The sequence below is a fragment of the Mycobacterium cookii genome (assembly GCF_010727945.1).
In the GTDB taxonomy this organism is placed as follows: domain Bacteria; phylum Actinomycetota; class Actinomycetes; order Mycobacteriales; family Mycobacteriaceae; genus Mycobacterium; species Mycobacterium cookii.
In genome coordinates this window covers 994,265-1,006,878 of record NZ_AP022569.1, presented here as the reverse complement: position 1 = coordinate 1,006,878, position 12,614 = coordinate 994,265, and the positions used below count along the sequence as shown (strand labels likewise).

The window sequence follows — 12,614 nt, the reverse complement described above, 5'->3', positions numbered from 1 at the left end:
CATAACCCGCTATGTCGCGCGGACGGCGTTGGGGCTGCGGCTCAGTCGATGCTGTCCGGATCGGCTACCGGTATCAGCAGGTGCGACGGCGTCGGTCCGCCCTGGTGCAATTCATAACTGCCGCCGGCCAGGGCGCGGCGCGCGGGCACGGTCGGGACCAGATGCGGGAAGTCGAACGTGGTCACGGTCAGACGCAGCCGGTGGCCCGCCTCGAGCACCGCGGCGGTGGGGAATATCTCGACGTCGTAGCGGGTCAGCTCCCCCGGAACGACGGGCTCGACCGCTGCCCGGGTGCTGAGGTGATGCGGCTTGAGCACGGTGCCGTCGGGCAGGTACCAGGTGCGCTCCGGGTCCAATGCGCGGTGCGAACCCAGCAGCGCGCCCTGAGTCAGCGGCCGGCTGGCGCCGTCGGGTGCGACGTCGTCGAGGTGGGCGACCCACAGCGTTTCGGTGGTCGTCGCGGTGGCGAGCAGGGTGAGCGTGATCGGACCGGCGATCAGGGTCGGCGTCGCGAACGCCTCGGTGGTGTAGTGCAACGCACCGCGATGCACGCGCCGGTTGTCCTGGTCGTAGCGGGTGCTCCCGCCGCGCTGGGCGCGGATGAAGCTGGTCATCCCGAGCGTCCACTGCTCGACACTTCGACCGGCCACCGGGCCGCGTCCCACGTATTTGATTGTGGCCGTGGAGGTTTCGGGCGCGCTGTCGGCGGTCAGCCGGCCATCACGGGAGAGATAGAACCGGGTGGGCGTCGCCGCGGGAAGCGGATACTCGCGGGCGTGGAACCAGCGCGGGCTGCCGATGGCCTGGAAGGTCAGCGGCGACCCGGAGATCTCCGCCTCGGCGGCGTCGTTGAGCCAGTAGTCGAACCAGCGCAGCTGAATCGCTTGCAGATGCAGACCGCCGTAGTCCGAGACGTGGTACCAGGGGCCCATCATCAGCCGGATCCGCTCGGACACCGGCTGGCCGGGTTGCATCGGCTGCTCGTCGTGGCGGCCCGCGTACGCGTTCTGCAGCGCGGTGTAGTTCAGCGGCGCGCCGCGCTGAAAGGCGTCGTGCCAGCCACCGACGAGGAAGACCGCCACGTTGTTGGCGACGATGTCCGGCAGCACCGTGGCGGGACGTAACGCATCCCAGAACTCTTCGTCGAAGGCGGTGTCGCCGCCGGCCACAGCATCGGCGATCAACGGCCGGAAGAAGCCACGCTGAGCACGTCCGCGCTCGCGCACCGCGGCGACCCCGCCGGCCCGCGGCCGGGGATGCTTGCCCAGATGGACCACTTCCAACATCGGGTTGACGACGTTGAGCAGCCGGTACACCCCGCCGTAGGCACGCACGGTGCGCAGGTGCGGCGCCCCGCCCATCGCGGCCGCGTCGCGGTAGAAATCGCGGGCGGCCATCACCGGGAAGATCGCCTTCAGCGGCGAATTCGGGCCGACGGCAGCGGCGGTGAACAGCTGGTTGATCGCCAGGTAGGACACCCCGAACATGCCCACCCGACCGTTGGCGTTGGGCAGCTTCGATGCCCAGTCGACCAACTCGACGCCGTCCTGCCTCTGGCGGTCGCCGAACATTTGGAACGAGCCGCCGGAGACACCGCACCCCCGGACGTCGACCATCACCTCGATGTAGCCGCGTTTGATCAGGTACGGGGTCGGTCCGCCGCCGATCTGAGCGGCCGGCGGCGGGGCCTTCTTGCCGTACGGCGTCATCGACATCAGCACCGGGAACGGACCGGCGGCAGGCTCCCCGGTGTCGCGGTCGGTGGGGTAATGGATGTCGACGCGCAACTCCACCCCGTCGCTCATCCGCACCCCGACGTTGTGCCGGATGCCCACCCCGTACTGCGCCGCTCGCGGTGTCCAGGGCGGCGAGAACGGCGATGGACTGGTCTTTCGGACACGTCTACGCATCGATCGCAGCGTCGGCATCCCTACCTCCTGCACGCGTTGTTGCCTGGGCAGACTGTAAGGATGCGCGGATCGTTGCGCGCCACGGGGTTGCCTGTCAGCCTTGGTCCATGTCGGTGGACGAAGCGGTGCGTGGGTTGTGGCGGGCGTTGTCGAGCCGGGACTGGGACGGTGTCAAGACGTTCCTGTCCACCGACTGCATCTACGTCGACATGCCGGTCGGCCCGACGCTGGCCGCCCGCGGACCCGACGACATCGTCAAGCGGCTCAAGGTCGGGCTCGAACCGCTGGCCGGGTATGAGAACCACGACGGGGTGCTGGTGTCCAACGGCGCCGACGCCATGTACGAGCACTCCGAGACCTGGCGGTGGGCAAGCGGGGAAACCGCTGTGCTGCAGTTCGTTTCGGTGCACCGCGTCGACGACGACGGCAAGGTGTCGCTGTGGAAGGACTATTGGGACATGGGCGGCATGACCGCGCAGGCGCCGCCGACGTGGCTGGAGGATCTCGCGGCCGCGGACACGTCGTGGATCTTTGATGCGACGGGGTTGATCTGACAGTCCCCGGCAACTCACCTAGGGTCTTCGAGTCCTGCACGGGCCTGGTCGATTTGGTCGTATGCGTAGGTCGCCATAGCGGCGGTGGTCATCGTCTCACCCTTGCGGGCGAGCGATTCATAGATGGGGTCGCCCAGGACTTCGCGCAGGTGGGTGATGGTGCTGTTGAACTCGGGTAAGGCCATTGTCGTGAGGGGGCTGATGGCGAACCCGGCGATGGTGGCCGCCGGTTCATAGCGGCCGAGCCGGTCGACTAAGGCGGCGAGGATAGCCAGCGCGCTACGGATCAAGGTGGTGTTGCCCGCGTCGTGGTAGTTGCGGATCGCCACAGTGAAGTAGTCGAGCGCGGTCAGCGGGTCGCCGTACTCGGCCTCAAATTGGGACAAGGTGCTCGTCAGGAGTGACTCGTCGTAGCGGTTGCCGCTGTCTTGAGCGATCATCAAGCCCCGCCGCAGGGCGTTTAGCGCTCCAGCGGGATCGGGGTCGCGGAAGGCGAGCCCGTAGGCGTATAACGCGAACGAGAGCACATACGGGTTATCGGTGGCTTCGGCGGCGTCGATCACGCCGTTCGCGGCGGCCCTCGCCCCATCATCGCAACGGCCGAACGCCAGCGCGAGCACGAGGGATGTCCTGGTGAATGCATGAGCGTCGCGACCGCGTGCGAGTTGCGCGCGGCACAACTGGGCCCACCGTTCGGGCTGGCCGACGGCCAGGTACGCAGAGCCAAGCACGCCTGCGAAGCCGAACGGCACCTCGCGGCCGCCGCTGCCGATCACCAGCTGCTGGGCGGCCTCGGTGTAGCGGACAGCGGTCTCGATCCGTCCGGTCGTCCAGCACTGCGCCGCCAACACGTACAGGAACGCGAGCCGGGGATGGTCGACGGCCTGGGCGGTCTCGATGAGCTGTTCGGCCCAAGTTATCGGCTCGTACTGTTCGACCCATACGCCGAGGAACGCCGCGTAGGTGGCGATGGTGGCGGCGACATCCAAATCTCCGTGGTCGGCGGCCCACCGAAACGCGGTGCGCAGATTGGCCAACTCCGCGCTGAACCAGCTGTAGGCCTCCCCCTGGCGCGGGCTATCCCACAAAGCCAGGACGTCGGCTTCGCGCGCTGCGAAGTGGCGAGCATGCGCGGTTCGCACGTCATTCGCCGCCCCGCTCGCGACGAGTTGCTCCTCGGCGAACTGGCGAATCGTCTCCAGCATCGCAAATCGGGTCCGCCCGAAGACCGATCAGCGACCAGCAGCGACTTGCGCACCAGGGCATCGAGCAGATCCAGGGTGGCGAAGTCATCATCGGAACCCGTGACGGCGCAGGCGCTTTGCAGGTCGAATCCCCCGGCGAACACCGAACACAGTTCCAGCAGCGGTTTCTCGACGTCATCGAGGTGGTCGTAGGACCACGCCACCGCGTGACGCAATGTTTGGTGGCGTGACAGGCCACGCCGCGACCCGACCAGCAGCCGGAACCTGTGATCGAGACGATCACGCACCTCGCTGGCGGTCATCGATGCCATCCGCGAGGCCGCCAGCTCGATGGCTAACGGGATCCCGTCGAGTCGGCGACAGATCTCCGTCACCGCGGCCGCGTCGCAGGCGTCGGCCACCGAGAAGCGTGGCGATACGGCTTGTGCACGTTCAATGAACAGGGAGACCGCGGCAGAGTCGATTCCCGCGTCGGCAGCCAGTGACGGCACCGGCCATAGTTGCTCGTCGGCGACCCTGAGTCCTTCGCGGCTGGTTGCCAGAATCGTCACGGTCTCCGAGTGCGTCAGGATTTCCTCAACCAAACCGGCTGTGGCGTCGAGGATGTGCTCACAGTTGTCGAACACCAACAACCTGACCCGGCCCTCCAACGCGGCCGCCACCGACTCGCTCACGCTCTTCCCGGGCTGTTGGGTGATACCCAATACGGCAGCCACCGCGTCGGGCATAGCCGATGGGTCAGCGACCGCGGCCAACTCGAAAACCCAAACTCCATCCGTGAATTCATCGGCTAGCCGTCCCGCTACTTCCAGCGCCAGCCGGGTCTTACCGACCCCACCCACCCCGGTCAGCGTGACCAGCCGATGAGCCTTCAGCGCGGCTTGCACCTCACCGACCTCGGACTCGCGCCCGATGAAACTCGTCGTCGCAGGGCGCAGATTCCCCGGACTCACATCCAGAGCTCGCAACGGCGGAAAGTCGGTGCGCAGGCAGTCGGCTCGAACCTGGAACACCTGGATTGGGATCGGCAGGTCCCGCAGCCGCCGCGGCCCTAGATCGATGAGATCAACACCGCTGAGCAGACCCGCCGTCGAGTCGGCCAGCAAGATCTGGCCACCATGCCCGGCGGCCATCACGCGCGCGGCACGATTCAGCACCACACCGAAGTAATCCCCGCCCCGCAGCTCGGCTTCGCCGGTCGCGATCCCCATCCGCAAATCACTTTTTAGAGCGAAATTTAAGTAGTCGATTACTCACGCCTGCACCGGTGCTGCGGCCCCACAATTGTCATCTCTCCGAGTAAAGGTGGTGGTCTGATGTCCGCGCCCCTGTCCTCGCCGGTGGAAACCTGCGACGTGTGCATCGTTGGAGCCGGCATCGCCGGACTGAACGCCTTGTTCGCCGCGAGCCGGTACTTGTCGCGGGACCACAAGGTGATCCTTATCGACCGGCGGGCGCGCGCAGGCGGCATGTGGGTAGACGTGTACTCCTATGTGCGCCTGCATCAACCACATCCGATGTTCACCGCGGGCAATATCAAGTGGACCCTCGGCAAGGATCGCGCGCACCTGGCGACCAAAAGCGAGGTGCTCGACCATTTTCAGCACTGCCTCGACGTGATAAGGGAGCGCGTGCAAGTCGACGAGTACTTCGGCTGGAACGTCGAGTCGGAGGAAGAAGCGAACGGCACGGTGCGGGTCGCTTGTCGAGCTGCCGACGGCCAGGTGCTCGTTGTCGAAGCCAAGCGGCTGATCAAAGCCTCCGGCTTGGCAGTCACGCCGAACGAACCGCTCGCCATTTCCAGCAAACGCGTTCATTCGGTGTCGCCCGACTCCTGCGACTTCCGGGCGGGCGACATCAGGGATAGCGACGCGCCGATGTGGATCATCGGAGGCGGAAAAACCGCCATGGACACCGCACACGCACTGATCACCGCATACCCCGGTCGCGAGGTAAACCTCGTGGCCGGGCGGGGAACATTCTTCGCCAGCCGCGACAACCTGCTGCCGAGCGGCTCCCGGCGTTGGTGGAAGGGCACACCGCTCGCCACCGTCGCCGCAGAGATGGGACGCCGGTTCGACGGCACGAACGAATCAGAGGTCCACGCGTGGTACCGAGCCACCTATGGCACGTTCTTGACCCCCCAGGCGGACAACTTCGTGTTGGGAGTGCTGTCGGAGGCCGAGAACCGCACGATCTCTGCCGGCCTCAACGATGTCGTCATGGACTATTTCGAGGATGTGGTCGATCGCAATGGCACGACCGAGGTGATGTTCCGCAGCGGATCGACGAAGACGATCCAACCTGGAAGCTGGGTCGTCAACTGCACCGGATATGTCGGACTCACCGGCGACTACCCGTACGAGCCGTACGTTTCGCCCAGTGGGGCGGTCGTTTCGATCAACATGCGTTCGGCCATGCTGCACTTACCTGCATTCGCGGGATACTTCCTGGGCCACTTGCTGTTCTTGGACAAGATCAAGGAGATCCCGCTCTACGAAGTCGATTGGCAACAACTGAGGCACAAGTCGGCGATGGCATTTCCCTATGTGCTCTTCGCGCTCGTCCAGCACAACCTCAGCCTTATCTACGACAGCGTCCCCCGTCGCGTGTTCAACGAAAACGGACTCGATTTCGATAGGTGGTACCCGCTACCGCGTCGCTTGCCGGGCTTGATGCGGTTCACGCTCACGCACCGTCGAGAACGCGAACGCCAGCGCCGTGTCCTTGACACAGTCCGGGAGCGTTTCGATATCCGCTGCGGTCCGCTCAGTGACGAATACGCGACGGGATTGCTCTAAGTGCCTCGACTCAGCAGTGGGGCGCCCAGCACCGCTGATTGGGGCAATAGACCGCACGCGCGATGTTCACCATGGATCCGACGTCATGCACGTGGATGTTGTCGGGGTCCAGATTGGCGTGGACGTTGTTGGCAATCTGCTGTGGCGTCCAACCCCACCCGAGATCGTCACAGATGAGGTACGCCGTCCCGATGAGCGCCTCCTCGTGGCCCGGCGGCCAACTGAGGCCGGCGCCGCGCAGTTGATCGAGGTACGAGTCATCCCTCGGATCGGCAGTCGCCGTCGCAGCGCTGGCAGCGAGGGCAGCGCCGGCGATCAACGGAATGGTGAGTGTGGCCAGCCAGCGAGGTGGGGTCATGTGATCCGCTTTCTTCCGCGTTGATGTTGCCGTCATTGTGCGAGCCCTGGGCGGCAAACACATGACAAATAGTGAAATGTCGGAAGAAGCTTTTCAGGTGCCGCCGACGGGCGTCAGGCATCAAAGGGTTCGCCGGTCGCCTGGAAAATGACCCGGCGACCGATTTCGACGGCGTGATCGGCGAAGCGTTCGTAGAAACGCCCCAACAACGCGACATCGACGGCGGTGCCCACGCCGTGACCCCAACCGTCGTCTTTGAGCAGGGTGAAGAGATGTTGGTGCAGCCTGTCTATTTCCGCGTCGTCGCGGCCAATTTGCGCGGCTTGTTCGGGATCACGCGACAGCACGACCTCTTTCGCGCTGTTGCCGAGGTCCACGGCGATCCTGCCCATTTCGGCGAAGACGCCGTTGACTTGAGTCGGCAGGGTGCGGTCAGGGTGCCGGCGGCGAACGATCTCGGCAACGTGTCGTGCCAAGCCGCCCATGCGTTCGGCGTCGGCCACGTTCTGCATACAACCGACGACGATCCGCAAATCGCCTGCGACAGGGGCCTGCAACGCCAGCAGCACAAAGGCAGCCTCCTCTGCGTCGCTGCGCATCTGCGCGAGTTCCTCGTAGTCGGCGATCACCTGCTCGGCAAGCTGTAGGTCCCCATGCAGCAGCGCGTCGGTAGCCCGCTCCATCACCAAACCGGCCAGACCGCACATCCGGCTGAGCGTCACGGTCAGCGAATGAAGTTGCTCGTGGAACACCGTTCGCATGCCCCAACCCTATGAGGACAGCACGCGACCACACCATCGAATGGCACGGATCCGGCGTCAGCGCATCGCGCTCGCTTCTGCAGCCGTCAGGCGGGGCGTGGCGCCCACTCGCGGCAAATGGCTCCGGCTTTCGGCCCGGTCGGTTGGCAGACCACCGTCGCTCGCGATTGCGGCCCGGTCAACTCGACTTGCTGGCATTGCGCCGACGCACCGATGCATGACGTGGGATCAGCGTGGGCCTGCGCAACCAGATCGACACCACTGACCGCCCCGATGATCGCCATCTCAGCGGCGCCGATAAGCAGCACTCGCTGGGTGAATTTCCTCATCATTTCCTCCTCGTTGAGGAATGCTCCGGAGCCTTCTGCCGGAGAACGTCAGAAATTCGCAAATGTGGCCTGTGCGGGCGTTTTGTCAGTATGTGCCTGAAGAGCGCCCAAGATCAATGTTTCGACGATGTTTCTTCGATGTTTCGCGAAGAGTCCGTCGGGCGCGCAGAAATATCAGTGGTTGCGGCTCGCGGCGGGCTCGCTCAATTTCTTGAGGCGTTTCAGGGTGTCCGTCGCGATGCGGCTCACTTGGCGGACGGCGACCCGGTCGGCGATGTAGCCCCAGAGTCCGCCCGGTGCCTGATACGACAGCCGGAAGATCACCTTCGTCCGGCCGTCTTTACCGTCGCGCAGCCGGATTCGGCCGCGCATGGTCACGCCGGTGATGCCCACCCAGGCGAGGTCGCGCAGGTCGTCGAACTCGACGATTTCCATCAGGCCGCCGACCGGCACCGAGCCGACCTTCCAGTGCACGAAATAGCGGGCGCCGACGCCGGGCGGCTGGTCGTTGGCGCTTTCCCAGCGCTCCAAGTTGGTCATGAAGGAGGGGTAGCCGTCGGGATCGCTGACGATCTTCCAGACGGCGTCGCGGTCGGCGTTGATGACGTTGCGGCGTTCGACTCGCATCAGCCGATCACCGGAAACCGTCGTCGGGCGGCGAGCCGGTCGACGCCGGCCTGCAGGCTGGCCATCACCTTGTCGTGTACCGCCTGGTCGTCACCGTCGACTTCGATGGGATGTTGGACTTCGATGGCGATCTTGGTGGGCAGCGGAAGATGCCCGGCCAAGTCGCTGATGTTCAGGCCCCACGGCAACGCCAGCGATATCGGAATGCTCTTGAGCCGCAGCGTTTTGTCCGCTCTGAGCAGCTTGGCGAGCCACTGGCCACGATTGAGGAACAACGCGCTTTCCTGCCCGCCCACGCTTGCCACCGGCACGATCGGTACCCCGGCATCGCGGGCCAGCTTGACGTATCCCATGCGCCCGTCGAAGTCGACCTTGTGACGCTCCCACGACGGCCGGAAGACCTCGTAGTCACCACCGGGATAGACCAGCAGCGCGGCACCGGATTCCAGTGCCAGACAGGCGTTTTCGTGGTTGGCGGCAACGGTACCGAACTTGCGCAACCAGCCCAGCGGCGGCGCGGAGACGACAAGGTTGTGGGCCAGTTGGTAGAACGGTCGCTCGACGCCGAAGTAGGAGCAGAACGCAAGCGTGAACACGAACGTGTCGGGCGGGACGTTGCCGCCGCTGTGGTTGCCGACGAGCAGCACCGGCCCCTCGGCGGGGATCCGATCCAGGTGCTGGACATCGGCCCGGAAGTACAGCGACGCCAGCAGCCACGTACCGGGCAACTGGTCGCGGATGTAGTCGGGATCCCGCTGGTCGAGGTCAGCCTTGGGGACCCGCGACGTGATCTGTTCGCGGGCCCACTCCAGCGCCTCTGCTAGGCCGGCCATAGCGGGGTCTATACCCTGGTGTCGTCGTCTCTAACCCCGGCGTCGAGCCGGTAAATGCGTTCGGCATTGACGTGGGCGATGAGGTCGACCACGCGTGCCGCGTCGGCCGAACTCCAGTCACCGTTGTCGACGAATCCGCTGAGCACGCGATCAATACCCTTGCGCCACAACGTTGTGCCCAGGTAATGCAATTCGGCCGGACCGAATGCGTCCGACGAGTAGACGATCTTGCGGAACGGTGCCAGTTCCAGCAGTCGGGCGATGAACGCCGGTGCGCGCGCGCCCAGGTGGTTGACGCTCAGCCCGCCGTCCAAATAGACGTTGTTGAACGCTTGGGCTAAATAGCCGGCCTCCCGCTCGTAGGGATAGCAGTGCAGCAGCACGATCGGCGTATCGCCGGATTGGCGGAGGAAGTCCAGCAGGTAGAGCGGATTGGCCTTGTGCAGATCGCAGTCGCGATCGCCGAAACCTACGTGGAATTGCAATGGTTTACCTACTCGTAGCGCCTGGTGCAGACCGAAGCGCAGCAACACCCGATCGGTCAGCCGTTGGCCGCCGCTGTCACGCCACCGGTCGGCGGCCTCCGCGACCTCGGCCGCCGACGGCTCGCTCAGGTCACCGTCGAAACCGCCGCGATAGGCAAGGACGGATTTGGTGCCCACCACCGCCGCCGTGCGCTGCCTCAGGATTTGTTCGAACGCCGAGGCATAGTCACCCGCGGCTTTCGCGGCTTGTTCGGCCACTTGTTCGAGGCGGACCACCTCGTGCGCCCGGCCGTTCGACAGCTCGGCAACCTGCGACACGTCGGCCACACCGTTGGCGTAGCCGGTGTCGATCAGCCAGTCGCTGACGCCGGCCGCCTGCAGGAATACCCGCGCCAGCTCGGCTTCGGTCAGCTGGCTGCGGCGTCTCCAATAGTCGTGCGGCTCAGCGTGTTCAGGCAGGCCGAGCAGTGGGGCGCAGTGTGCCCGCACGGCGAAGCCGATCTGGGTGTCGAATCCTGAGTCGAAGTCGGCGAGCGGCGCGGTGTTGGCCTCGTTGAGCGCGTTCTCGAAGCGCAGCCGGTCCCCTGCCCCCAACCAGCAACCGTGCGCGTGCTGGTCGATCAGCGGCACGCCGGCGATGTGGTCCGCCAGAGCCGTCACCCTTACACGCTCCAGGCCATCCGGAACTTGTCGGCCAACTGCTCGCGGTTGAGGTGGGCGTAATGCTCGTGCTCGAAACGCCGGACGGTGACGACGGCGTCGACGGCGGGGTCGCCGAGGATCGACCGCAACAGTTTGGAAGTATCCAGTGCGGCAATCACTTTCGCCTGCGCGTTGGGCAGCCGCACGATACCGGCACGATTGCGCTCCGCGTCGGTCAACGCTGCCGGGTCGACCTTGGTCTCCGCCGGAAGCACCGCGCTTCGGCTGATGCCGTCCAGCGCCAGGCCCAGGATCGCCGCCGTTGCGAGGTACGGATTGGCGGACGGGTCAACGACTTTGACCTCGGCATTGCCGCCGTACGGATTACCGTGCCCACCGACCACGAATCGCAGCGCCGCTTCCCGGTTCTCGGTACCCCAGCAGGCATACGCGCCGGCCCAGTTGCCAGGTTGCAGCCGCAGCCCGGACACGATCGAACCGCACAACACGCCCTGGGCCGCCGGCAGACCGCCCAGCACCCCAGCTATCGCGCTTTCACCCTTGCTGGTCATCCCGTGGCTGCCTGCCCCGTCGGAGAACAGCGGTCCGGACGAATTGGTCAGCGAAAAGTGTTGGTGTGCGCCGCATCCAGCGCTGCCCACGAACGGGGCCGGAGACAGGCTGACCCGCACGCCGTAACGCCTGGCCACGCGGCCGATGATGACGCGGGTCAAAACCAATTGGTCAGCCGCGGCGACCGGGGACTGCGGCGTCAAGGAAATCTCGAACTGATTGGCTCCGTACTCGGGGTGGAGTTGCTCGATCGCGACGCCCGATACCGCCGCCGCGGCAACGACATCGCGGACAAACGCCTCGTGTTCGAGCACACCCGCCAGCCCGTACTGGGCCCACAGCGTCGACGGCAACGGGTGACCGTTCGGTTCGACGAGCAGGAACTCGATTTCATGGCCGACCAACGCGGTGAGTCCGGCTTCGGCGAGTGCGGCCTCGACACGAGCCAGCGTGCCGCGGCTGCAGGCTGGGACGGGCGTGCCGTCCTGTTCGAAGAACGATCCTGGTGCCCAGGCCAGCCCGTCGCCGAGAAGACGCAACGCGGTCAGGTCGATCCTGATTCGCTGATCACCGACGACGCTGTTCTGTTGGGTGAAAGCGATGCCGGTCTGGTCGACGGCGAAGCCGTGCCACACCGGGCTGGCGCCGAGTCCGGGATCGGCGAACGCGTTGGTCCGCCGGATCGGCACGGTCTTGGCCTGGGTGAGCCCGGCCGGGTTGACGACCGTGCCGATGACCGCATTCACGCCCTCGCCCTCGAGTTGGGCGATGGCCGCTGCGGCGAGCGGTGTCGTCGTCATGCGGGCTACCGGGCCCGGCGGTTCATACCCGGCTTGGCAGGGTCAGCTTGCAGGACTGACCGATGTCCAGCGTCCGCAGAACCCGGCCCATGCCTACCCACAGTGCGCACGACAGCGCCAGATCGGCGAGGAGTTCTTCGGAAAAGTGTTCGCTGCAGCGACTCCAGAAGTCTTCGTCCTCGCGCAGCTTGGTGTGTTCGGTGGCAAACCGGTGGGCGAATTCCGCGGCCAGTCGTTCTTGGTCGCTGTAGCCGGGCCAGGTCCGCCATTCCTGAGCGTGGTCGTAGAGAGCCTCGTCCACACCGGCGGCCGGCCCGTCGGCGTCGCGAGTGTTGACGCAGACGACGCATTCGTTGCTGTGCGCGATGACCGTGCGGGCGAGTTCCCGGGTTCGCATCGGCAACCGGTTCTTGCTGTAGACCGCGTTGGCGAATGCCCCGATCGCGCCGCCCAAGTCCGGAGATTTCAGGACCCAGCCGACCAGGTCGTCTTCAGCGAATGTTCCGATGCGACTCATGGCCGAGATGGTACGCCCGGCCGTCATGTCTCGGACTCCAAACGCTTCGACATGCTCGACGAGCCGCTGCGTCATCGGCGGTTATGGACGGGTCGTGAATAAATGGCGTCGGCCCTTTTTTGAAACCTAAAATTTAGATATAGGTCTAGCTCCATTCAATTTCTAGACATCTATGAAATACCTCACGCTGACGGGTCGAACGGAGCCCTGCTCATCGCG

The 12,614-nt window shown here is 65.4% G+C and carries 13 protein-coding genes; 2 read left to right on the top strand and 11 right to left on the bottom strand.

The genetic code is table 11. The features are described 5' to 3' along the window. Window positions 1-41: 41 nt before the first annotated feature. Window positions 42-1,835, bottom strand: coding sequence for a CocE/NonD family hydrolase (locus tag G6N27_RS04825; RefSeq protein WP_163781343.1), 1,794 nt, complete (start codon window positions 1,833-1,835; stop codon window positions 42-44). Between the two features lie 182 nt (window positions 1,836-2,017). On the opposite strand from G6N27_RS04825, the gene G6N27_RS04820 reads away from it, so the two are divergent. Beyond that, a complete protein-coding gene (locus G6N27_RS04820) occupies window positions 2,018-2,464 on the top strand; it encodes a nuclear transport factor 2 family protein (RefSeq protein ID WP_163775321.1) in 447 nt (148 codons plus the stop codon). 14 nt (window positions 2,465-2,478) lie between these two features. On the opposite strand, the gene G6N27_RS25600 is transcribed toward G6N27_RS04820, so the two are convergent. Next, complete coding sequence (locus tag G6N27_RS25600; protein WP_163775320.1) at window positions 2,479-3,453, bottom strand: hypothetical protein; 975 nt, start codon at window positions 3,451-3,453, stop codon at window positions 2,479-2,481. Next, complete coding sequence (locus tag G6N27_RS25595; RefSeq protein ID WP_163775319.1) at window positions 3,381-4,880, bottom strand: ATP-binding protein; 1,500 nt, start codon at window positions 4,878-4,880, stop codon at window positions 3,381-3,383. The genes G6N27_RS25600 and G6N27_RS25595 overlap by 73 nt, the downstream gene beginning before the upstream one ends. A 105-nt stretch (window positions 4,881-4,985) precedes the next feature. On the opposite strand from G6N27_RS25595, the gene G6N27_RS04805 reads away from it, so the two are divergent. After that, entirely contained in the window at window positions 4,986-6,470 is a 1,485-nt protein-coding gene (locus tag G6N27_RS04805; protein WP_163775318.1) for an FAD-dependent oxidoreductase, read from the top strand. 10 nt (window positions 6,471-6,480) lie between these two features. Here G6N27_RS04805 and G6N27_RS04800 read toward each other — a convergent pair whose 3' ends face one another. The 8 genes from G6N27_RS04800 to G6N27_RS04765 all read right to left on the bottom strand — a co-directional run bounded on the left by G6N27_RS04800 (window position 6,481) and on the right by G6N27_RS04765 (window position 12,395). Further along, the gene (locus G6N27_RS04800; protein ID WP_163775317.1) at window positions 6,481-6,828 is read right to left on the bottom strand and encodes a DUF732 domain-containing protein; all 348 of its coding nucleotides are present in this window, start codon (window positions 6,826-6,828) and stop codon (window positions 6,481-6,483) included. Between the two features lie 113 nt (window positions 6,829-6,941). Next, window positions 6,942-7,589 (bottom strand): phosphate signaling complex protein PhoU, encoded by a 648-nt coding sequence (gene phoU / locus G6N27_RS04795; protein WP_163775316.1) that lies wholly within the window; start codon window positions 7,587-7,589, stop codon window positions 6,942-6,944. Window positions 7,590-7,675: 86 nt separating this feature from the next. Then, window positions 7,676-7,918: a hypothetical protein gene (locus G6N27_RS04790; protein WP_163775315.1), complete on the bottom strand. Its 243-nt coding sequence runs from the start codon at window positions 7,916-7,918 to the stop codon at window positions 7,676-7,678. 174 nt (window positions 7,919-8,092) lie between these two features. Next, window positions 8,093-8,545 carry an SRPBCC family protein gene (locus G6N27_RS04785; protein ID WP_163775314.1) on the bottom strand — a complete coding sequence of 151 codons (453 nt, stop codon included), beginning with the start codon at window positions 8,543-8,545 and terminating at the stop codon, window positions 8,093-8,095. After that, window positions 8,545-9,378, bottom strand: a complete 834-nt coding sequence (locus G6N27_RS04780) for a 1-acyl-sn-glycerol-3-phosphate acyltransferase (RefSeq protein WP_163775313.1) — start codon at window positions 9,376-9,378, stop codon at window positions 8,545-8,547. Before G6N27_RS04780 ends, G6N27_RS04785 begins: the two co-directional genes overlap by 1 nt. A gap of 8 nt (window positions 9,379-9,386) precedes the next feature. Beyond that, a complete protein-coding gene (locus G6N27_RS04775) occupies window positions 9,387-10,523 on the bottom strand; it encodes an amidohydrolase family protein (RefSeq protein WP_232064861.1) in 1,137 nt (378 codons plus the stop codon). A gap of 2 nt (window positions 10,524-10,525) precedes the next feature. After that, window positions 10,526-11,878, bottom strand: a complete 1,353-nt coding sequence (locus G6N27_RS04770) for a type I glutamate--ammonia ligase (RefSeq protein ID WP_163775312.1) — start codon at window positions 11,876-11,878, stop codon at window positions 10,526-10,528. Window positions 11,879-11,900: 22 nt separating this feature from the next. After that, on the bottom strand, window positions 11,901-12,395 hold the full coding sequence (locus G6N27_RS04765) for a carboxymuconolactone decarboxylase family protein (protein WP_163775311.1): 495 nt from the start codon (window positions 12,393-12,395) through the stop codon (window positions 11,901-11,903). Between the last annotated feature and the right edge of the window lie 219 nt (window positions 12,396-12,614).

Bases quoted from the DNA above. Each gene is read 5' to 3' on its own strand.
- G6N27_RS04820 (WP_163775321.1), top strand. From the start codon at position 2,018: ATGTCGGTGGACGAAGCGGTGCGTGGGTTGTGGCGGGCGTTGTCGAGC.
- G6N27_RS25595 (WP_163775319.1), bottom strand. From the start codon at position 4,880: ATGGGGATCGCGACCGGCGAAGCCGAGCTGCGGGGCGGGGATTACTTC.
- G6N27_RS04805 (WP_163775318.1), top strand. From the start codon at position 4,986: ATGTCCGCGCCCCTGTCCTCGCCGGTGGAAACCTGCGACGTGTGCATC.
- G6N27_RS04800 (WP_163775317.1), bottom strand. From the start codon at position 6,828: ATGACCCCACCTCGCTGGCTGGCCACACTCACCATTCCGTTGATCGCC.
- phoU (WP_163775316.1), bottom strand. From the start codon at position 7,589: ATGCGAACGGTGTTCCACGAGCAACTTCATTCGCTGACCGTGACGCTC.
- G6N27_RS04790 (WP_163775315.1), bottom strand. From the start codon at position 7,918: ATGAGGAAATTCACCCAGCGAGTGCTGCTTATCGGCGCCGCTGAGATG.
- G6N27_RS04785 (WP_163775314.1), bottom strand. From the start codon at position 8,545: ATGCGAGTCGAACGCCGCAACGTCATCAACGCCGACCGCGACGCCGTC.
- G6N27_RS04780 (WP_163775313.1), bottom strand. From the start codon at position 9,378: ATGGCCGGCCTAGCAGAGGCGCTGGAGTGGGCCCGCGAACAGATCACG.
- G6N27_RS04770 (WP_163775312.1), bottom strand. From the start codon at position 11,878: ATGACGACGACACCGCTCGCCGCAGCGGCCATCGCCCAACTCGAGGGC.
- G6N27_RS04765 (WP_163775311.1), bottom strand. From the start codon at position 12,395: ATGAGTCGCATCGGAACATTCGCTGAAGACGACCTGGTCGGCTGGGTC.